At 70.4% G+C, this 21,189-nt stretch carries 16 protein-coding genes; 6 read left to right on the top strand and 10 right to left on the bottom strand.

What is annotated here, in order from left to right:
- Positions 1-55: 55 nt before the first annotated feature.
- The 3 genes from FE633_RS14100 to FE633_RS14090 form a co-directional block, all read right to left on the bottom strand.
- Entirely contained in the window at positions 56-835 is a 780-nt protein-coding gene (locus tag FE633_RS14100; protein ID WP_138045485.1) for an ABC transporter permease, read from the bottom strand.
- Entirely contained in the window at positions 832-1,860 is a 1,029-nt protein-coding gene (locus FE633_RS14095; protein WP_138045484.1) for an ATP-binding cassette domain-containing protein, read from the bottom strand. Before FE633_RS14095 ends, FE633_RS14100 begins: the two co-directional genes overlap by 4 nt.
- Positions 1,861-2,115: 255 nt before the next feature.
- Complete coding sequence (locus tag FE633_RS14090) at positions 2,116-2,763, bottom strand: PadR family transcriptional regulator (protein ID WP_138045483.1); 648 nt, start codon at positions 2,761-2,763, stop codon at positions 2,116-2,118.
- A gap of 285 nt (positions 2,764-3,048) precedes the next feature.
- Between FE633_RS14090 and FE633_RS14085 the strand changes: the two genes are divergently transcribed.
- Both FE633_RS14085 and FE633_RS14080 read left to right on the top strand, forming a co-directional pair.
- A complete protein-coding gene (locus FE633_RS14085) occupies positions 3,049-4,593 on the top strand; it encodes an amino acid permease (protein ID WP_138045482.1) in 1,545 nt (514 codons plus the stop codon).
- 4 nt (positions 4,594-4,597) lie between these two features.
- Positions 4,598-5,542 carry an RluA family pseudouridine synthase gene (locus tag FE633_RS14080; protein ID WP_138045481.1) on the top strand — a complete coding sequence of 315 codons (945 nt, stop codon included), beginning with the start codon at positions 4,598-4,600 and terminating at the stop codon, positions 5,540-5,542.
- A 40-nt stretch (positions 5,543-5,582) separates the two neighbouring features.
- Here the strand turns inward: FE633_RS14080 and FE633_RS14075 are convergent, their stop codons facing one another.
- The 6 genes from FE633_RS14075 to FE633_RS14050 all read right to left on the bottom strand — a co-directional run bounded on the left by FE633_RS14075 (position 5,583) and on the right by FE633_RS14050 (position 11,224).
- The gene (locus tag FE633_RS14075) at positions 5,583-7,115 is read right to left on the bottom strand and encodes a cytochrome P450 (RefSeq protein ID WP_138045480.1); all 1,533 of its coding nucleotides are present in this window, start codon (positions 7,113-7,115) and stop codon (positions 5,583-5,585) included.
- A gap of 101 nt (positions 7,116-7,216) precedes the next feature.
- Positions 7,217-7,837: a GTP-binding protein gene (locus FE633_RS14070; RefSeq protein ID WP_138045479.1), complete on the bottom strand. Its 621-nt coding sequence runs from the start codon at positions 7,835-7,837 to the stop codon at positions 7,217-7,219.
- Positions 7,818-8,264: a DUF742 domain-containing protein gene (locus FE633_RS14065; RefSeq protein ID WP_138045478.1), complete on the bottom strand. Its 447-nt coding sequence runs from the start codon at positions 8,262-8,264 to the stop codon at positions 7,818-7,820. The genes FE633_RS14070 and FE633_RS14065 overlap by 20 nt, the downstream gene beginning before the upstream one ends.
- Entirely contained in the window at positions 8,261-8,668 is a 408-nt protein-coding gene (locus tag FE633_RS14060; RefSeq protein WP_119101900.1) for a roadblock/LC7 domain-containing protein, read from the bottom strand. Before FE633_RS14060 ends, FE633_RS14065 begins: the two co-directional genes overlap by 4 nt.
- A complete protein-coding gene (locus tag FE633_RS14055; RefSeq protein ID WP_138045477.1) occupies positions 8,665-10,275 on the bottom strand; it encodes a sensor histidine kinase in 1,611 nt (536 codons plus the stop codon). The genes FE633_RS14060 and FE633_RS14055 overlap by 4 nt, the downstream gene beginning before the upstream one ends.
- A gap of 325 nt (positions 10,276-10,600) precedes the next feature.
- Positions 10,601-11,224, bottom strand: a complete 624-nt coding sequence (locus FE633_RS14050) for a TetR/AcrR family transcriptional regulator (RefSeq protein WP_138045476.1) — start codon at positions 11,222-11,224, stop codon at positions 10,601-10,603.
- Positions 11,225-11,390: 166 nt separating this feature from the next.
- Here FE633_RS14050 and FE633_RS14045 point away from each other — a divergent pair, with 166 nt between their 5' ends.
- The 4 genes from FE633_RS14045 to atzF all read left to right on the top strand — a co-directional run bounded on the left by FE633_RS14045 (position 11,391) and on the right by atzF (position 18,173).
- Positions 11,391-12,215, top strand: coding sequence for an urea amidolyase associated protein UAAP1 (locus tag FE633_RS14045; RefSeq protein WP_138045475.1), 825 nt, complete (start codon positions 11,391-11,393; stop codon positions 12,213-12,215).
- Positions 12,212-12,826 (top strand): urea amidolyase associated protein UAAP2, encoded by a 615-nt coding sequence (locus FE633_RS14040; protein WP_138045474.1) that lies wholly within the window; start codon positions 12,212-12,214, stop codon positions 12,824-12,826. Before FE633_RS14045 ends, FE633_RS14040 begins: the two co-directional genes overlap by 4 nt.
- On the top strand, positions 12,823-16,338 hold the full coding sequence (locus tag FE633_RS14035; protein ID WP_138045473.1) for a 5-oxoprolinase/urea amidolyase family protein: 3,516 nt from the start codon (positions 12,823-12,825) through the stop codon (positions 16,336-16,338). Before FE633_RS14040 ends, FE633_RS14035 begins: the two co-directional genes overlap by 4 nt.
- Before the next feature lie 167 nt (positions 16,339-16,505).
- On the top strand, positions 16,506-18,173 hold the full coding sequence (gene atzF, locus FE633_RS14030; RefSeq protein WP_138045472.1) for an allophanate hydrolase: 1,668 nt from the start codon (positions 16,506-16,508) through the stop codon (positions 18,171-18,173).
- Positions 18,174-18,324: 151 nt separating this feature from the next.
- Here the strand turns inward: atzF and FE633_RS14025 are convergent, their stop codons facing one another.
- Positions 18,325-21,135: a DEAD/DEAH box helicase gene (locus FE633_RS14025; protein WP_171059945.1), complete on the bottom strand. Its 2,811-nt coding sequence runs from the start codon at positions 21,133-21,135 to the stop codon at positions 18,325-18,327.
- Positions 21,136-21,189: the final 54 nt, after the last annotated feature.

The raw sequence follows: 21,189 nt of genomic DNA, 5'->3' as shown, positions 1-21,189 counted from the left end.
CAGCCCCGCGCCCCTCTCGGGGCGCGGTCGTCCACGTCGACGCGGCACAGCCTTCCTAGACCGACCGCTGGTACGACCTGAACGTGCGGATGGAGAGCCATACCGCCGCCACCGCCAGTGCGAGCAGCCCGCCGCCCCGAGTGAGCACGTCGCTCCAGTCCGGGTTCGCCGTCATCGCCGAACGGCCCGCCACCATCGCCCAGTCGAGCGGGTTGAAGTCGGCGATGTGCCGCATCCAGCCGGGCATCTGCGACGGTGCCATGAAGGCCGAGGAAAGGAACGTCAGCGGCAGCAGCAGGAACGTGTTGATGCCGATGATCGACTCTCGTTCGCGCACCAGCATGCCCAGGGCGTTGGAGAGCGCGCCGAAGACGGTGCCCAGCAGCGAGGCCGCGACGACGAGCACGACCAGCCCTGCGGCGCCGCCCGGATAGTCCGCGCCGCCGAGCTTCCCGAGCAGGATGATCACCGCGGACTGCACGGCCGTGGTCAGCCCCTGCTGCACGACGTTGGCGTTCATCAGGGCGCCGCGGCTGACCGGAGTGGTCAGGAACCGGTTGAGTGTGCCGCGCTCGATCTCCTCCAATGTGCCCATGCCCGCCCACATGTTGGAGCTGAGCGCGCTCATCACGACGATGCCCGGCACGAGGTAGTCCAGATACGTGGTGGTGCCGAAGCCGCCGAGTTCGACGACCTTCTTGAAGAGGTTGCCGAACAGGAACAGCCAGACCGCCGGCTGGATCAGCATCAACACGACGTACGCGGGCTGCCGGAGCACCGCCATCAGCTGGCGCTGCGTCATGAACCAGGTCTGGGTGAGGGCGTTGGTACTCATCGGGCACCTCCGGCGAGGGCGAGGCTCTCGGTGTTTTCGGTGCTGTCCGCGGCGGCCTCGGCCTCCGCGTAACGGCGGCCCGCGTAGCGCAGGTAGACGTCGTCGAGCGACGGGCGGGCGACGGTGGCGGCGGCGACGCCCACCCCGACCCGCTCCAGGGCGCCGAGCAGAGCGGGCACGGCGGCTGCTCCGTCCTCGGCCCGGACACTGATCCGGCGGCCGTCGAACAGCACCTCGTGCACGCCGGGCAGTGCGGAGAGGGAGTCCTTCAGGAGCGTACGACCGGAGTCGCCGACCGCTTCACGCAGCTCCACGTGGACGGCGTCGCCGCGGAGTTCACCCTTGAGGGCGTCCGGGGTGCCTTCGACGACGACACGGCCGCGGTCGACGATGGCGATGCGCTCGGCGAGACGGTCGGCCTCTTCGAGGTAGTGCGTGGTCAGCAGGATGGTCAGGCCCTCGTCACCGGCGAGCCGGGCGATCTCGTCCCACATCGCGGTGCGCGCCTCGGGGTCGAGGCCGGTCGTCGGCTCGTCGAGGAAGAGGACCTCGGGCCGGTGGACCAGCCCGAGTGCCACGTCGAGCCGGCGCTGCATACCGCCGGAGTAGCCCTTGACCTGACGGCCTGCCGCGTCCGCGAGGTGGAAGCGGGCCAGCAGTTCGTCCACGCGGTGTTTGAGGGCGGCGCCTCGCAACCCGTAGAGCCTGCCCTGGAGTTGGAGGTTCTCGCGGCCGGTGGCCGCCGGGTCGGCGCCGGACTTCTGGGCGACCACGCCGATCGCGCGGCGCACCCGGTCCGGGTGGCGCAGCACGTCGTGGCCCGCGACGGTGGCGGTGCCCGAGTCGGGGCGGGCCAGAGTGGTGAGGATCTTGACGGTGGTGGACTTGCCCGCGCCATTGGGGCCGAGGAGCCCGAAGACGGTGCCCGGCTCGACGGTGATGTCCATGCCGCTGAGCGCGGTGACTTCACCGGGATAGGTCTTGATCAGTTGGCGCGCCTCGACAGCGGGCGCAGGGGTATTCACGACGACTGCTCTCCTGACTGAACGGATACGAAAGGGTCCGCGTCAACGGACGACGACTGATCCGCATGACGGATTGATCCGCATGACGGACGACGACTGATCCGCGTGAAGAGCGCCGGGCTATCCTGGGTGTGCCGCACCTCGATCGCCTGGCACCTGCCCCACGGCGGGGTCAGTTCGGGGTTCGAGACCCTGGCGGGGCTGCTGCAACAGTCCTGCCGGGGTCTGATTCACCTCTGGGTCACTTCTCGTGGGTCACTGCTTGAAGTCGCTGTCCTCCAAGTCCTGGAACTCCGGCGGCATCTCCCCCGTCTCGTGGAAGGTCCGCCACTCCTTCACACCGGGCAGGGAGCCCTCCCTGAGCTCCTCGAGGAGGCCACGGACCCACTCGGCCTGTGCCTCGACCATGTGCAGCTGGTACTCGGTCTCCACCAGGAAGATGCGCGGCAGCGACTCGTAGAGTTTCCGCAGCGCTCCCCGGCCGCTCGCGGCCTGCACCTCGAGCGCCTGGAGCCGCTCAGTCAACAGCCGCGTCACCTCGTCGGGGTGCAGCACCCCCATCAGCGACAGCGCGGTCTCGAAGATCGGGTACTCCCGTGCCGGGACGGCCATCAGGTCCGACATCCACTCGGTCATCTCCTCGCGCCCGGCCTCGGTGAGCCCGTAGATGGTGCGCTCGGGACGGTTGCCCGCCCGCTCCACATCGGTGACCTCGACGAAGCCGTGCTTCTCCAGGTTCTGCACGACCGTGTAGAGCGAGCCGTAGTTGATCTTCGTGCTGGTGTCCTTGCCCTGGCGGCGCAGCGTCTGGGCGATCTCGTACGGATGCATCGGCCTCTGCGCGAGCGTCGCCATCACCGCGAGCGCCAGCGGATTGCTGAGCTTGCGCCGCTTCGTCGCCACGACGGCCTCACCTCACCCTCAACCTCACATACCTCATCCTCAGAGACCTCGGCTTCGGATACTTCAACCACAGAAACCCTCGTATCCGAATATCCGTAGCCGAACATATCGCGTCCCCATGCTAGCGTCAACACACGCGACGTATCGCGATTCGACCTCGCCGCGAGCGCGTGAGGACTTCGGACCGCAGCGGACACGGCCGTGTCATGGGAGCGAAACAGCCGCTCCCTAATTTCTGTCGCTCGACAGGAACTCCGCTTCCCTGTGCCGAAGGCAGGTGCCGCCGTGACCACCACCGCCCCCTCCGACGTCCGCCCCGAGCCCCCGGACTCCGCCGGCGACGGCTCGCTCGCCGAGTTCGGCTACCGCCAGGAGCTGCACCGCAGCCTGGGCCGCTATGCCTCGTTCGCCGCCGGGTTCTCGTTCATCTCGGTCCTGACGACCGTCTTCCAGTTCTTCGCGTTCGGCTACGCCTTCGGCGGACCGGTGTTCTTCTGGACCTGGCCGGCCGTACTGATCGGGCAGTTCCTGGTCGCCGCGTGCTTCGCGGAGCTGGCGGCGCGCTATCCGATCTCCGGCGCCATCTACCAGTGGTCGTCGCGGCTGTCGAATCTCACCTTCGGCTGGTTCGCCGGCTGGATCATGGTGATCGGGCAGATCGTGGTGGTGGCGGCCGCGGCGCTCGCGCTGCAGATGGTGCTGCCTGCGATCTGGTCGGGCTTCCAGCTGATCGGCGACGACCCGACGCCGACCTCCCCGAGCGGCGCGGCCAACGCGGCGGTGTTCGGCGTACTGCTGCTGGTCCTGACGACCTTCGTGAACGTCATCGACAACCGCGTGATGTCCCTGATCAACCGGGTCGGCGTCACCGCCGAGATCATCGGCGCCGTCCTGATCATCGTGCTCCTGCTCACCCACTCCGAGCGCTCCCCCGGCATCACCTTCCACACCGGTACGGCCGCCCAGTCGGGCCTGTTCGGGGCGCTGCTGGTGGGTTCGTTCACGGCGGCGTACGTGATGATCGGCTTCGACAGCGCGGGCGAGATGAGCGAGGAGACGCGCAACCCCAGGCACACCGCGCCCCGCACCATCCTCACCGCACTGGGTTCGGCGGGGGTGCTCGGCGGCCTGATCATCCTCGGCGGTCTGCTCGCCGCGCCCAGCCTGACCAACGGCCGGCTCGGCGTCGAGGGGCTGAGTTACGTCCTGACCAGCAGCCTGGGCGACGGGGTGGGCCGACTGCTGCTGGCCGACGTGGTGGTGGCCATCGCCGTGGCGACCCTCGCGATCCAGACGGCGGCCTGCCGCATGCTGTTCTCCATGGCCCGCGACGGTCAGCTGCCCTTCTCCCGACGCCTCGCGCAGGTCAACCCGCGCACGGGTATGCCGAGCGCCCCCGCCCTGGTCGTCGGCGTCCTCGCCGCGGCTCTGCTGCTGCTCAACTTCGCCTCGCCGGAGGCGTTCCTGGCCATCGGCACGACCTGCATCGTGATGCTGTACCTCGCGTACGCGATGGTGACCGGACCACTGCTGTGGCAGCGCCTGCGCGGCGACTTCAGCGCCGACGGCACCGACGAGACGGGCCGCCCGCTCTTCTCCCTCGGCCGCTGGGGCGTCCCCGTCAACGTGCTCGCCCTGCTCTACGGCCTGTTCATGACGGTCAACCTCGCCTGGCCCCGCGCGGACGTGTACGACCCGGCGGGCGGGCACTGGTATTTCCAGTGGTTCACGGTGCTGTTCCTGGGCGTGACGCTCGTCGTGGGCGCCGCGTACCGGGCGTACAAGGCGCGTACGACGATCACGGAGGCTCCCTCGGCCTCGTACGCTTGACCAGGTGAGACGTAGGCGCCGGATTCCGCCCGCTCCCCTGCCGCAGCGCGACGGGGTGGATCCGGTGCGGGTGCGGTTGCCGGCGCAGGGGTCCTGGTCGACCGTGCGGGAGCATCTGGTGGAGCGGCTCGCGGCGGGGGCCGGGGTGATCGACGGGATGCTCGACGCGGGGTTGATCGTCGGTGCGGACGGGCGGCCGGTGGCGCCCGACGCGGCGTACGTGCCGGGGATGTTCGTGTGGTTCCACCGGGAGCTGCCCGACGAGGAGCCCGTGCCGTTCGATGTCGACGTGGTGTACCGCGACGAGCACATCGTCGTGGTCGACAAGCCGCACTTCCTCGCCACGACGCCGCGCGGCAGCCATGTCGCCCAGACGGCTCTCGCACGGCTGCGCCGGGAGCTGGGCATTCCCACGCTCGGGGCCGCGCACCGGCTCGACCGGCTCACGGCCGGGCTGGTGATGTTCACGGTTCGGCCCGAGGAGCGCGGCGCGTATCAGTCACTGTTCCGCGACCGGCGCGTACGCAAGGAGTACGAGGCCGTGGCCCCGTACCGGACGTCCTTGGTGCTGCCGCGCACCGTGCGCAGCCGGATCGAGAAGGAGCGGGGGGTCATGGCCGCCCGGGAGGTACCGGGCGAGCCGAACGCCGTGAGCCGGATCGAGCTGGTCGAGCACCGGGACGGGCGGGCGCGCTACCGGCTGTTGCCCAGCACCGGGCAGACCCACCAGCTGCGGGTGCACATGAACGCGCTGGGTGTGCCCATTCTCGGCGACCCCCTCTACCCGGTGGTGACCGGCCCCGTGGCCGTCGGTGACTTCCGGCGCCCTCTCCAACTGCTGGCGCGGGTACTGGAGTTCACCGATCCGGTCACGGGGCGGGAGCACGCGCTGGTGAGCGGGCGAACGCTCCAGGCATGGTCCGCTTACGACGACTGGGCGGACCGGTGACAAGTCCGTCCAGGTCGGGCAGTGACGGCGCCCCGGACGGTCAGCGACCGCGCCACCAGCGCAGAAGGCGCTGCCAGGCGCCGAGTCGGCGCTCGGGTCCGGGCGTCGTCGCCTTGGCCGTGTCCGTGCCTGTTCCCGTGCGTGCGGGCTCGGGCTCGGGTGCGAGTACGGGCTGCTGGGGAGCCGAAGGCTGCGCGGCCTGACCGGGTGCGTGTGCAGGGGCGGGCGAGGTGATCTCCCAACCCTGGTGCGGATCCGGAACGGGATGTGCTCGGGGCCGCTGCTTGACGTCCTGCGGCGGTTTCGGCGCGAACTTCACCGGGAGTTCCACCAGATGCCGGGACGCGAGGGACGCCGTCCAGCGCAACTCGTGCTCCTCGCAGTCGAGTTGGACGTCCGGCAGGCGCATGAGGAGCGCGTCGACGCCGGTGTCGGCGATGGCACGGCCGATGTCCTGGCCGGGGCACTCATGAGGTCCGCCGCCGAAGGCGAGGTGGGATCGGTTGCCCTGCATGTTCGCCGTGAGGTCCGGGCGGACGCGCGGGTCGACGTTGCCCGGCGCGATCCCGAAGAGCAGTCCGTCGCCCTTGCGGATGCGCTGGCCGCCCAACTCCGTTTCCTGCTTGGCGAAGTAGCCCAGCACAGAGCTGAACGGCGGCTCGTCCCACAGGGACTGCTCGACCGCCTCGGGCACCGTCATCTGGCCGCCGTTGAGCTGGGCGCGGAAGCGCGGGTCGGTGAGCACCATGCGCAGTACGTTGGCGAGGAGGTTGGCCGTGGCCTCGTACGCGGCGATCAGCACGACCCGCAGGTGCTGGGACACCTCGTCGTCGGTGAGCCCCGCCGGGTGGTTGATGAGATGGCTGGTGAAGTCCCCCTGTGGCTGGGCGCGGCGGCGGGCGGTGAGCCGCACCAGGGCGCCCATGACGTACTCGTTGCTGGCGATCGCCGTCTCGGTGCCCTTGATCATGTCGCGGGCGGCCTGCACCATGCGCTCGTTGTACTCCTCGGGCATGCCGAGCACCTCGCACATCACGGCCATGGGGAGGTGGTCGGCGAACTCGCTGACCAGGTCGGCTTCGCCGTCCTCGCAGAAGCGGTTGACGAGGAGCTGGGTCGAGCGGTTGATGCTGCGGCGGATGCCACGGTGGTCGATCGTCGACATGGCGCCGGTGACCGCGCCGCGCAGCCGCAGGTGTTCGTCCCCCTCGGCGTGGGAGCAGATGGGCTGCCAGGCGAAGTGGGGCATGAGGGGGTGGTCGGGAGCGACCATGCCCTCCTTGAGGGCGGTCCAGATGCGGCTGTCGCGGGTGAACTGCGAGGGGGTGCGCAGCATGTGCAGGTTCTCGGTGTGGCCGAGGACCACCCACAGCGGTACGTCCTGGTGGATCAGCACGGGCGCGACGGCGCCGTGTTCGGCCCGGAGTTTCTCGTAGAGGGCTTCGAGGTCCTCTGCCTCGGGTCCGTACAGGCGGCGCAGTCCGCCGGGTCCCGTTCCGTGGGCGGGGCAGCCGGGCGGCGGACCGGGCATGGGGTCGTCCGTACTGGTTCGGGAAGGGGGTTCAGTCGTCACGGTGGTGCTCCGAAGCTGAAGTCGGGAGTAGGGAAGTGCGTCCGCGGCCGGGACCGATGACGGTCAGACGGAAGACGGTCAGACGGAAGACGGTCAGACGGTCAGACGGACGCGGAGGCCATGGCGATCGAGTGCAGGAAGCGCATGAGGGTCATCAGGACGTCACGGCTGGAGGCCCTGCGGCGCGCGTCGCACTTCATGATGGGGATCTCCTCGGGCAGGTCCAGCGCGGAGCGCAGGTCCTCGATGGGGTAACGGGGCGCGTCCGGGAAGTCGTTGACGGCGACGACGAACGGCACCCCGCGCTCCTCCAGTCGGCCGATGACGTCGAAGCTGACTTCGAGGCGGCGGGTGTCGATCAGCACGACCGCTCCCAGGGCGCCCTCGAACAGGCCGTTCCACAGGAACCAGAAGCGCTCCTGGCCGGGGGTGCCGAACAGGTACAGCACCAGCTGTTCGGTGATGCTGATGCGGCCGAAGTCCATGGCCACGGTGGTGGCGGTCTTGCTGTCCGAGCCGTAGTTGTCGTCGACCCCGACGCCGGCCTGCGTCATGGTCTCCTCCGTGGTCAGCGGTCTGATCTCGCTGACGGAGCCCACCATCGTCGTCTTGCCGACCCCGAAACCACCGACGATCACGATCTTCACAGCGGCTTGGGCCGTCTGCGGAAGATGGTCCTCGGCGCGAGGGCCTGTGACGGTGTCAGAGCTTTTGAAGTCCATGCATCACCGCTTCGAGGAGGGAACGGTCGGGCAGCTCCGAGCGGACGATCGGGGCGCGCGCGTGTACCAGTTCGGCCGTCAGCAGCTCGGTCAGCAGTACGGTCACCACGCTGAACGGCAGATTGAGATAGGCCGAGAGTTCGGCCACGGACAGGGGGGACCTGCACAGCCGGAGGACGGCCGACTGTTCCGGCTGGGCGGTGGGCGGCGCGTCGGCGCGCGCCACGATCAAGGTCACGAGGTCGAGACAGGCACGATCACCGTCCTCGACCTGGCTGGTGAGGACGAACAGCCTCTCCGGCGGGTTCTCCGCGCCCTGCGGCCCGCCTTCCCTCGATGCGTGGGGGGAGACTCCCTCGGGGGCCTGCCGGGGAACTTTCGCGGACGCTTCCTCGGGGAGGCGCCGTCGTCGTTGCGGAGGAGTCATACGACCTGCCCGTTCCGCCGGGGCGGACTCGTCAGGTGGGCACCGATCCGTACGACGAGGTCACGCATGCGGTTGCTCATGAGCCCTGCGTCCACGGTCTCGTCCGCGAGGACGGCGAGGTAGGCGTTGGGGCCCGCGGCCATCATGTAGAAGTAGCCGCCGTGGATCTCGATGATCACCATACGCATCCGGCCCTCGGTGCCCGGGATTTCGGTGGCGACGGCCCCCGCCAGGCTCTGGAGTCCGGCGCAGGCCGCGGCGACGCGGTCGGCGGCGTCGGGATCACCTCCGTACCGGGCGATGCGCAGGCCGTCGGCGGAGAGAACGACGATCTGCCGGGTGCCGGGCACCCCGTCGCACAGCTCCTTGAGCATCCAGTCGAAGTTGGCTCGGTGCTGGATCACTTGAGATCCCCCTCGTCGTCGGCCTCCCGAGGGGCCGGGATGTTGGTCACGCCTGGTGTCTTGTTCTGGTCCTCGTCTCCGCCCTTGAGGCCTGCCATGAACGCCTCGACCCACAACCCGGGTGGGGGTTCGTCCTTGTCCGGGGTTGGCTGTGACGCGGACCTGGACCAGTCGATGACGGGCTTGCCGGCCTTGCGCGCGGCCTCCGCCTCCGCTTCGGCGGCGCGGGCCTCGGCCACCCGCTGGCTGAACGGGATCTTGACCCGGCTGCGGCGCTGCGGCAGACCCTGCGGCGTCCACTCGGTGACCACGGGAACGTCGTCCTCCATCGCGGAGGCCGATTCCGAGACGCGGGGTCCGGTGGTGGGACGGCGCTTCTTGGGCTTGCGCGCCGGTGGCACGACGTCGTGGAGGTCCACCTGAGGCACGGAGCCGACTCCGATGCCGTGGGCGAGGCCGGGAGCGGTTCCCTCGGTGAGCATGTCACTGGGCACGATGAGCACGGCGCGGACACCGCCGTACGCCGACTGCCGCAGCGAGACCTGCATGTTGTACATCTGCATGAGACGGCCCACGACGGCCATGCCGAGCCGCGGGGTCTCGCCGAGGTCGTTGAGGTCGATGCCGGCCTGGGCCTTCTCCAGCATGCCCTCCGCCCGTCGGCGTGCCTCCTCGCTGAGGCTGACGCCGGCGTCCTCGATCTCGATGGCGACGCCGGTCTGTACCTCGACGGCGGTGATGTGCACCTTGGTCTGCGGCGGCGAGTAGCGCGTGGCATTGTCGAGGAGTTCGGCGGCGGCGTGGATGACCGGTTCGACGGACGGGCCGTCGACGTTGACCCGGGCGATCGAGTGCAGTTCGATGCGCCGGTACTCCAGGATCCGGGACATGGCACCACGCAGCACGCTGTAGAGCGGTACGGGCTTGGGCCACTGGCGGCCCGGGCGGGAGCCGCCGAGTACGGAGATGGAGTCGGCGAGGCGGCCGATGAGCGCGGTTCCGTGGTCGATGCGCAGCAGGTCGTCGAAGACCTCGGGGTTGCGCCCGTGGTCCTCCTCCATCTCGCGCAGTTCCTTGTTCTGCTGGTGGACGATCGCCTGGACGCGCCGGGCGATGTTGACGAAGGCTCGCTGCGAGGAGTCGCGCAGCGCGTCCTCGTGGTCCACGATCCGCAGCATGATGCGCAGCAACTCGCGCTGCGATTCGGGGAGTTCTCGGTACTTGGGGTTCGCGTCGACGACTTTGCGCATCACCTGGTCGGGGGAATCGCCGCAGCGCAGCTGCAACAGCACAGCGGGCAGCAGCTCCTTGCCGAGGTGGACGATCTCGTCGTCCTGGGCGGCGAGGCGGCGTTCCAAGGAGGCTGTCCGGCGCGCGAGTTCGGCGCGCGTATCGCGCAGGACACGGCCGCGGCGGACGGCTTCGGCGGCGGTCGCGAGCACCAGGAGCGTGGCGATGCCGCCGCACCAGCCGACGGCAAGCCGGGCCGGTTCCGCCACCACGGCGACGGCGGCCCCGGTCACCGCGGCCATCACTATGGCCGGCAGCAACAGCACGCGCGCGTAAGGAACTTCACGGCCACCGGGAGGCGCTTGAACACTCACCATGTATGCCCTCTAAGACAAATCGGCTGGGGATCAGGGGGGAGGTCTCAGGATTTTCAGAACATCGGGGAACAAGCGCACGAATACACCGCAACTCGGTGCGCCGCGGGCGAGCTTAGTCCGACCGGATCATCGCCATGTCATATTCGGCGAGCACCTGAAATCGCCCTCGCGGCGGGAGTACGCTCGGTCTCATTTACACGCTCAGACATCATTCGCACACACTGCGTCATGACGTATGGGCGTACGAAAACCTCTCACCGGAAAGGGTTGGGTCACGGCTTCGGGCTCAGACTCCCGCCCGGCTCCCCGCGCCAGGCATACCCGGTCAGACGCCCGCGATGCGCAGCGCCGCGTCCGCCGTGGCGTCGGCGAAGGCCGAGACGGGCCGGTCCGGGTCGGAGCGGTGGACCAGGATGACGCCCTCGATCAACCCGAAGACCAGATCCGTCCGCAGGTCCAGCTCGCTCTTGGCGAGCGCGCCGCCCGCCTCGGTCGCGGCGATCAACTGGCGGTAGGCGTCCTTCAGTTCGGCCCGTACGGCATGGAAGCCTGCGAAGCGTTCGGCGCGCACCTCGGGCAGCAGATAGAGCCCGCCGAGGTTGTGCGGGCCGCCGCAGAGCAGCTCGACATCCGTACGGCACAGGTCCCACAGCCGGTCCTCGGCCGGGGTCATGTCCTCGGCGAGGAGTTGCCGGGCGAAGGCCAGCGAGGGCGTGACGGTGGACTCCAGGAGATCGGCGAGGAGCTCCTCCTTGCCGGAGACGTAGTGGTACATGGAGGCCTGCCGCATACCCGCCCGCTCGGCGACGGCACGGGTGGTCGTGGCCGCGTACCCGCGCGTCGTGAACAACTCGGCGGCGGCCGCGAGGAGTTCGTCACGCGGCGAGAGGCCGCTGTCCGGTCGCCGCTCGGCGCGCGGCCTGCCCACTCGTCGCCCACTGGACCCCATGCGTTCGATCCTCGCACACCACCCCGGACGGCGATCTCGGTGAGACATCGGTAACCGGTCCGCAACCACCGGGCAACGACGACGACCCGCCCGGCTCCTAATTTCTGTCGGGCGACAGAAATGACGGACGGACATGACCGACCACTGCCGAGCCGGAGGTCCCGCGATGGCGACAGCGACCACTTACGGAGCCCGAGCACACGCCCGCGCCCAGCAGGGCACCCGCGCCGAGGCCATGCCCGTGGTCCCGGCGAACACCTGGCCCGCGCCGCCCTGCGAGGCAGGCCATCTGGTGTGGGCGGAGACGGTGGCGGGCGGCAACTACACGCACAAGGTGCTGGCCCGCGGCACGGAGCTGCGGCTGACCGACCTCAGGGGCGACGCCTGCGCGCATCTGCTCCTGTTCGCCGCCGACCGGCCCTGGGAGCGCCTGAACGTGGCGGACACGGTCAAGATCCAGTGGAACGCCTACCTCGGCGAGGACCGGCTGCTCCTCTCCGACCAGGGCCGGGTGCTCGCCTCGGTGATCGTCGACACCTCCGGGCGGCACGACGCGCTGTGCGGCACCTCCACCCTCGTACGGAACAACGAGCGGTACGGGGACGGGACGCCGCAGTCACCGTCCCCCGCCGGGCGCGAACTGTTCAAACTGGCCGCAGCGAAGAACGGGCTGGCGGCCCGGGATCTCCCGCCGTCGCTGTCCTTCTTCCAGGGCGTGGAGGTACGCGACGACGGCGCCCTCGACTTCGCCGGTTCCGCCGGCCCCGGCGCCGGCGTGACCCTGCGCACCGAGCAGGACGTGACCGTCCTGATCGCGAACGTGCCGCATCCCGCCGACCCGCGCACCGACTACGTGAGCACCCCCCTGGAGGTGCTCGCCTGGCGCTCGGAGGCGACCAAGCCCGGCGACCCGCTGTGGGAGGCCACCCCCGAGGGCCGCCGCGCGTTCCTCAACACCGCCGAGTTCCTCGCCGCGAGGGGGATCGCATGAAGACCGTCGTTCCGGCCAGGGCGGCCTGGTCGTCCGTGATACGCACCGGCGAGACGCTCACCATCACCGACCTGTACGGCAACCAGGCCGTCGACTTCCTCGTGTACGACGCCCACGACACATCCGTCCGCTACAGCGCCCCCGACACGATCCACGCCCAGGGCAACATCTTCCTGACCACGGGCAGCGTGCTCATGTCCAACGAGCACACCCCACTGATGACCGTCGTCGCCGACGACGTCGGCCGGCACGACACGGTCGGCGGCGCCTGCTCCAAGGAGTCGAACACCCTCCGGTACGGCCACCACACCTGGTCCCAGCACGCCTGCGTGGACAACTTCCTCGCCGAAGGCGCCAAGTACGGCCTGGGCAAGCGCGATCTCGTCTCGAATGTGAACTGGTACATGAACGTACCCGTCGAGAAGGACGGCACCCTCGGCATCGTCGACGGCATCTCCGCCCCGGGCCTCGCGCTGACCCTGCGCGCCGAGCGCGACGTGCTCGTCCTCGTCTCCAACTGCCCCCAGATCAATAACCCGTGCAACGGCTTCGACCCGACAGCGGTGGAGATGACCGTCACCGGGGCGGACACCGAGGCGGGCCCGGCATGAGCTTCGACACGCTGCTCGTCGCGAACCGCGGCGAGATCGCCGTGCGCATCATCCGCACAGCACGCGAGCTCGGCCTGCGCACGGTCGCCGTGTACTCCGACGCCGACCGCTCCGCGCCCCACGTCCGGCTCGCCGACCAGGCCGTACGGCTCGGTCCCGCGCCCGCGAAGGAGTCGTACCTCGACGCCGACCTGCTGCTCAAGGCGGCCAAGGACAGCGGCGCGGGAGCGATCCACCCGGGTTACGGCTTCCTGTCCGAGGACGCCGCGTTCGCGCGGCGCTGTGAGGACGCCGGGCTCGTGTTCGTGGGACCGACGCCGGAGCAGCTGGAGCTGTTCGGGGCGAAGCACACGGCTCGGGCGGCGGCACAGGCGGCCGGCGTGCCGCTCGCGCCGGGCACCGGTCTGCTCGCCTCGGTTGACGAAGCCCTGACGGCCGCGGACCGCATCGGCTACCCGGTGATGCTCAAGGCGACCGGTGGCGGTGGCGGAATCGGTATGTCGGCATGTCGCTCCGCCGCCGGACTGACCGAGGCCTGGGAGCGGGTGCAGCGCGTCGCCGCGGCCTCCTTCTCCTCCGCCGGAGTCTTCCTGGAACGCCTCGTCGAACACGCCCGCCACGTCGAGGTGCAGGTCTTCGGCGACGGCCGGGGCGGGGTCGTCACCTTCGGCGACCGCGACTGCTCTCTGCAACGCCGCAACCAGAAGGTGGTCGAGGAGGCCCCCGCGCCCGGGCTCCCCACGCACGTACGCGAGCAACTGTCGGCCTCCGCCCGGGACTTGTGCTCCTCGGTCGAATACCGCTCCGCCGGCACGGTCGAGTTCGTCTACGACGCGACGCGCGAGGAGGCGTACTTCCTCGAGGTCAACACCCGCCTCCAAGTGGAGCATCCGGTCACCGAGGAGATCTACGGCGTCGACCTCGTCGCGTGGATGCTGCGTCTCGCACGCGGGGACGCCGAGGTCGTACGCGACCCGGGGGCCCCGCACGGTCACGCCGTGGAGGCCCGCCTGTACGCGGAGGACCCCTCGCGCGAACACCGGCCCAGCGCCGGCCTGTTGACCCGGGTGGCGTTCCCGCGGGGCGTACGCGTGGACGGCTGGGTCGAGACCGGTACCGAGGTCACCACAGCCTACGATCCCCTGCTCGCGAAGGTCGTCGCGTACGGCTCCGACCGTGCGCAGGCGCTGGCCCGGCTGGACGAGGCGCTGGCCGGAACCCGGGTCGACGGCATCGAGACGAACCTCGGGCTGGTGCGGGCCGCTCTCGCGGAGCCGTCGTTCCTGGCTGCCGGACACTCGACGGCGACCCTCGCCGGCGTCCTCGACCCGACGCCCCGCATCGAAGTCGTCTCCGGCGGAACGCTCACCTCGGTCCAGGACTGGCCCGGCCGCACCGGCTACTGGCAGGTGGGCGTGCCTCCGTGCGGCCCGATGGACGACCTGTCCTTCCGGCTCGGCAACCGTGCCCTCGGCAACGACGAGGGCGCGCCAGGGCTCGAATGCACCCTGCAGGGACCGGCGTTGAGGTTCACGCACACCACGACGGTGTGCGTCACGGGTGCTCCGGCGCCGATCTCCGTTGAAGGTTCCGCCGTCCCGCAATGGGAGCCGGTGACGGTCCCCGCGGGCGCCCTGCTGGAGGTGGGCCCCCCGGCCGGACACGGCCTGCGGACATACGTCCTCTTCGCGGGCGGCGGCCTCGACGTGCCGGCGTTCCTCGGCAGCGCGTCGACATTCACACTCGGCCGGTTCGGCGGACACGGCGGGCGGGCGCTGCGCACAGGGGACGTCCTGCACGGCGGCGCGGTCGCACCCGGGGGTGCGGCGGTGCCCGAGGCGGAACGGCCGGTGTTCGGCGCCCAGTGGCGTATCGCCGCACTCGAAGGCCCGCACGCCGCACCGGAGTTCTTCACCGACGACGACATACGCGACTTCTACGCGGCCGAGTGGAAGGTCCACTTCAACTCGGCACGCACGGGCGTACGGCTGGTCGGTCCGAAGCCACGCTGGGCGCGCACCGACGGCGGCGAGGCGGGCCTGCACCCGTCCAACATCCATGACACGCCCTACTCCGTCGGCGCCGTCGACTACACGGGCGACATGCCGGTACTGCTCGGCCCCGACGGCCCCTCCCTCGGCGGATTCGTGTGCCCGGCGACGATCATCAGTGCGGAACGCTGGAAGCTCGGTCAGCTGCGCCCAGGAGACACGGTGCGCTTCGCGCCGGTGGACGGGAACGGGGCACCACGGCCTGACATCGTGGACGGCGGCGTGCTCGCGCGGGACGGCGACGTGACGTACCGCCGCAGCGGCGACGACAACCTGCTGGTCGAGTTCGGGCCCATGCAACTGGACCTGGCGTTGCGCATGCGGGTGCACGCGCTGATGGAGGCGGTGGCCGAGGCCCGCCTCGACGGGGTCACGGACCTCACACCGGGCATCCGCTCTCTCCAGATCCGGACCGACCCTCACCGCCTGCCTCAGCACCAACTCCTCGCGACGGTACGGTCGATGGCCGCCACGCTGCCCGCCACCGACGAGCTGGTCGTGCCGTCCCGGACCGTCCACCTCCCGCTCTCCTGGGACGACCCGGCCACCCGCGAGGCGATCAACCGCTACATGGCGGGCGTGCGCGACGACGCGCCCTGGTGCCCGTGGAACATCGAGTTCATCCGCCGCGTCAACGGCCTGGACTCGGTGGAGGACGTGTACCGGACGGTCTTCGACGCCGAGTACCTGGTCCTCGGCCTGGGCGATGTGTACTTGGGCGCACCGGTGGCCACGCCCCTGGACCCGCGCCATCGCCTGGTCACGACGAAGTACAACCCGGCACGCACCTGGACGGCCGAGAACTCGGTCGGCATCGGCGGGGCGTATCTCTGCGTGTACGGGATGGAAGGGCCGGGCGGCTACCAGTTCGTGGGCCGTACGACGCAGGTGTGGTCGGGGTGGCACCAGCGGGGCGCGTTCGAGCCCGGCTCACCTTGGCTGCTGCGCTTCTTCGACCGGATCAAGTGGTACCCGGTGGAGGCGGATGAGCTCCTGACCCTCCGGGCCGACATCGTCTCCGGACGCTTCGTGCCGCTCATCGAGGAAGGCGTCTTCTCGCTGGCCGAGTACGAGGCGTTCCTGGCCGACAACGCGGACTCCATCGCCGAGTTCAGGGCGAGCCAGATCGCGGCCTTCTCCGCCGAACGGGACGCGTGGGAGGCGGCGGGCGAGTTCACCCGCGCCGAGGCGGCCTCCACTCCAGCCCCGGCACCGGCTCAGGTGACGGTCCCGCCGGGCGGCCGCCTCGTCGAGGCCGAGTTCGCCGCTTCGGTATGGCAGCTGAACGTCGCCAAGGGCGACGAGGTGACCTCCGGCCAGCCCCTCCTCGCCCTGGAGGCCATGAAGATGGAGTCCAGAGTGCACGCCCCGATGGACGGCGTGGTCATAGAGATCCTCACCAGGCCGGGCGCCCAGGTGGAAGTGGGCACAGCACTGATGGTGCTCGCACCGGCGAGCTGACACCGGCCCGGCGGTCTGTGGGCAGGCGTCCCGCAGGCGGAACGGTGGGCACAAACCGCCCACCGACCCGGTGGTGTGTGGGCAGGCGTTCCGCAGGGCGGAACGGGTGGGCACACACCACCCACCGGGCCGCAGTCGAGCACGAAACCCCAGCGCAAGGAGCACCGATGTCGTCCCCCACTGTGACCCGAGTCCAGTTGGCCTACGCCCGCATAGAGGCCGCAAACCGCCCCGAGATCTGGATCGACCTGCGCCCCAGCGCGGAGGTCGAGACGGAGGCCCGGGCGATCGACGCCCGGGTCGCCGCAGGCGAACACCTCCCCCTCGCGGGCAGCGTCTTCGCCGCAAAGGGCAACATCGACGTAGCGGGCCTGCCCACCACCGCCGGATGCCCTTCCTACGCCTACCAGCCGGAGGCAGACGCCCCCGCGGTCGCCCGCCTCCGCGCGGCCGGCGCGATCGTCCTCGGCACCACGAACCTGGACCAGTTCGCCACAGGCCTCGTCGGCACCCGCTCCCCCCACGGCGCCGTACGCAACGCCATCGACCCGCACAGAATCAGCGGCGGCTCCAGCTCCGGCTCAGCCGTAGCGGTAGCGCTCGGCATCGTGGACTTCGCGCTGGGCACGGACACCGCGGGCAGCGGACGCGTACCGGCCGCGTTCAACGGCATCGTCGGCCTGAAACCCACCCGGGGCCTCGTCCCCACCGACGGCGTGGTCCCGGCCTGTGCATCCCTCGACTGCGTGACGGTCTTCGCCCGCACCCTGCCGGAGGCGGAAAGGGCCCTGGCGCACATGGCCGCCCCACCCGGCCGGGAACTGCCCGCGCTCCCACAGCGCGCCCCAGGGCCTTGGCGCGTGGCCGTCCCGCCCCAGGAGCAGCTCGGCGAACTGGACGAGGGCTGGGCTCAGGCGTACGAAGCCGCCGTGTCCCAACTGCGCGCCGCAGGCGCCGAGTTGCGCACCCTTGACCTCGCCCCCTTCACGGAGGCCGCGGCGATGCTCTACGAAGGCGCCTTCGTGGCCGAGCGCTACACAGCCGTGGGGAGCTTTGTCGATAAGTTGATCTCCGAGGGTGGTGAGGGGCTGGATCCCACGGTCGCCGGGATCATCACCCGCGCCCGGGACATCCCGGCTCACCGGCTCTTCGGCGACCAGGACCGGCTGGTAGCCCTGCGCACACGGGCACTGGCCGAGTTCGCGGACGCGGACGCCCTGCTCCTGCCGACCGCGCCCGGTCACCCCTCGCTCGCCGAGGTCGCCGCCGACCCTCTGGGAGCCAACGCCCGGCTCGGCCGCTTCACCAATTCCACGAACCTCTTCGACCTGGCCGCCGTCGCCGTCCCGGCGGGCCAGGTGGCGGGTCTCCCGTTCGGCGTCATGCTGATCGGTCCGGCCTTCACCGACGAACGTCTCGCCCTGATCGCCCGTGCGCTGGCCGCGCCTCCGGTCCGGGTCGCCGTGGTCGGCGCACACCTGTCGGGCCAGCCGCTGAACGGTCAGCTTCTCGCGCTGGGCGCCGAGTTGGAGCGTACGACCGGGACCGCACCCGTCTATCGGCTGCACGCCCTGGCCACCGACCCGCCGAAACCGGGCCTGGTCCACGTGGGCGCGGGCGGCGCCGCCATCGAGGCCGAGGTGTGGCGGCTGCCCGCCGAGGGGCTCGGCCTGCTCGTCGCCGCACTGCCCCGGCCGATGGCGCTGGGCCGGGTCATGCTCGCCGACGGCAGCGACGTGCCCGGTTTCCTGTGCGAGCCGGACGCGCTCGGCGCGGCACGGGACATCACCGGGTACGGGGGCTGGCGCGCGTATCTGGAGTCGCTCGGCGACTGACGGCGGCTGACGCGGGAACTGGTGCGGACCGGTGCGCCATCGTCGGCGCACCAGCCCTCGTGCACAAGCTCTCGCGGATCGGCCCTCACGGACCGGCCCCAGGATCAGCCCCCAGCATCAGCCCACTGACGAGATCAGCCCACCGACGAGATCAGCCCACCGACGAGTAGGCCACCACCCCGCGCAGCAGACCGTCCACGGCCTTGCGCGCGTTCTTCGCCACGGTCGAGCCCGCCCCGGAAGCGGGCGCCGCCGCCGAGATCTGGCCGAGCACGTCGATGACCTGCTTGCACCACCGCACGAAGTCACCGGCGGGCATGTCCGCCTCGCGGAGCACCTCGTCGAGGCCCTTGCCGGAGGCCCACTCGTACGCCGCCCAGGCGAAGCCCAGGTCGGGCTCGCGCTGGCCGACGCCCTCGGTCTGGCTGATCCGGAAGTCCTCTTCCAGCGCGTCGAGCCGGCCCCAGATGCGGACCATCTCACCGAGCGCGGCCTTCGCCTTGCCGGACGGCACCTTCGGTGCCAGTGCGTCGTCGCCGACCCGCGCCTCGTACACCAGTGCCGAGACGCACGCCGCCAGTTCCGCCGGCGCGAGGCCCTCCCAGACGCCGGCGCGCAGGCACTCGCTGGCGAGCAGGTCCAGCTCACCGTAGAGCCGGGCGAGCCGCTTGCCGTGCTCGGTGACCTCGTCGCCGCGCAGATAGTCGAGCTCGGTCAGGAGCGCGACGATCCGGTCGAAGGTGCGGGCGATGGTGTTCGTCCGCCCCTCGATGCGTCGCTCCAGCTGTGAGGTGTCGCGCAGCAGCCGGTGATAGCGCTCGGCCCAACGCGCGTGGTCCTCACGGTCACTGCACCCGTGGCAGGGGTGTGCGCGCAGCGCGGTGCGCAGCCGGGCGATCTCACGGTCGTCCGCTGCCTCGGCCCGCTTTTTGCGGTGCCGGTCGGGGACGATGTGCCCGGCCTTCGTCCGCAGCGCGGAGGCCAGATCGCGGCGTGACTGGGGCGAGCGCGGGTTGAACGACTTCGGAATCCGCATCCGCTCCAGCGCCTCGACGGGCACCGGGAAGTCGATCGACGCGAGCCGCTTGACCTGCCGTTCGGCGGTGAGCACGAGCGGCCGCGGTCCGTCGTGGTGCTCGAAGCCGCGGTGACCGTTGGAGCGCCCGGCGGGCAGGCCGGGGTCGAGGACCAGCGCGAGCCCCGCGAACTTGCCGGTCGGCACGTGGATCACATCGCCGGGCTTGAGTTTCTCCAGCGCCACGGCCGCTTCCGCACGCCGCTGCGCCGCCCCCTGTTTGGCGAGCTCGGTCTCGCGGTCCTTGAGGTCGCGGCGCAGTCGCGCGTACTCCTCGAAGTCCCCCAGGTGGCAGGTCATGGAGGCCTTGTAGCCCTCCAGCCCCTCTTCGTTGCGCTGCACCTGCCGTGAGATGCCCACCACCGACTTGTCGGCCTGGAACTGTGCGAAGGACGTCTCCAGCAGCTCGCGCGAGCGGTGCCGGCCGAACTGCTCGACGAGGTTCACCGCCATGTTGTACGACGGCTTGAAGCTGGAGCGCAGCGGGTATGTGCGCGTGCCCGCCAGGCCCGCGAGGTGCTCCGGGCTGATGCCGCGCTGCCACAGCACGACGGCGTGGCCCTCGACATCGATGCCACGGCGGCCTGCCCGGCCGGTCAGCTGGGTGTACTCGCCCGGTGTGATGTCGGCGTGCTGTTCGCCGTTCCACTTGACGAGCTTCTCCAACACCACCGAACGTGCGGGCATGTTGATGCCGAGCGCGAGGGTCTCGGTGGCGAACACGGCCTTGACCAGGCCGCGTACGAACAGTTCCTCGACGACCTCCTTGAACGTCGGCAGCATGCCCGCGTGGTGGGCCGCGATGCCGCGCTCCAGGCCTTCGAGCCACTCGTAGTAGCCCAGGACGTGGAGGTCCTCGGCCGGTATGGAGGACGTGCGCTCCTCGACGAGGGCGCGGACCTCGAGGCGTGCCTCGTCGTCGTTCAGCCTGAGGCCCGCGTACAGACACTGCTGGACGGCGGCCTCGCAGGCCGCGCGGCTGAAGATGAACGTGATGGCGGGCAGCAGCCCCTCGGCGTCGAGCCGCTCGATGACCTCGGGGCGGCCCGGTGTCCACACCCGTGATCTCTGGCGCCGCTCGCGCTCACGGTCGGCCTCGCGCATGCGGCCCCGTCTGCGGTCCTGGAACGAGGGGCGCGTCGCCTCCATGCGGGCCAGACGCGCGAGGTCGGGGTTGACGGCCTTCTTGTACCCCTCGCCCTCCTCGAACAGGTCGTACATGCGGCGTCCGGCCAGCACGTGCTGGAACAGGGGCACGGGACGGTGCTCGGAGACGATCACCTGGGTGTCGCCGCGGACGGTGTCGAGCCAGTCGCCGAACTCCTCCGCATTGGACACCGTCGCCGAGAGCGATACCAGGGTCACCGACTCGGGGAGGTGAATGATCACTTCCTCCCAGACGGCGCCGCGGAATCGGTCCGAGAGGTAGTGCACCTCGTCCATGACGACGTAACCGAGTCCGAGGAGGGTCTGCGAGCCCGCGTAGAGCATGTTGCGCAGCACCTCGGTGGTCATCACGACCACCGGTGCGTCGGAGTTGACGCTGTTGTCGCCGGTGAGCAGGCCGACCTTCTCGGCGCCGTAACGGCGCGCCAGGTCGGCGTACTTCTGGTTCGACAGCGCCTTGATGGGCGTGGTGTAGAAGCATTTCTTGCCCTGCTGGAGGGCGAGGTGGACGGCGAACTCGCCGACGATCGTCTTGCCCGAGCCGGTGGGCGCGGCCACCAGCACCCCCTTGCCGGCCTCGAGGGCCTGGCAGGCCTCGATCTGGAAGGGGTCGAGGCCGAAGTCGTACATCTCGCGGAAGGACGCGAGCGCGGTGGCCTGCTCGACAGCACGCTTCCGTGCTGCCGCGTACCGCTCGGCCGGTGAGAGGTCCTCTGTCATCGTGCTTTCGAGACTACCGGCCACCACTGACAACACGACGATCAATATCCGGAT

It is taken from the genome of Streptomyces montanus (genome assembly GCF_005786655.1).
GTDB classification, from domain to species: Bacteria; Actinomycetota; Actinomycetes; order Streptomycetales; family Streptomycetaceae; genus Streptomyces; species Streptomyces sporangiiformans.
The sequence above is the reverse complement of the archived record's forward strand: the minus strand, read 5'-3'. Positions and strand labels throughout refer to the sequence as shown.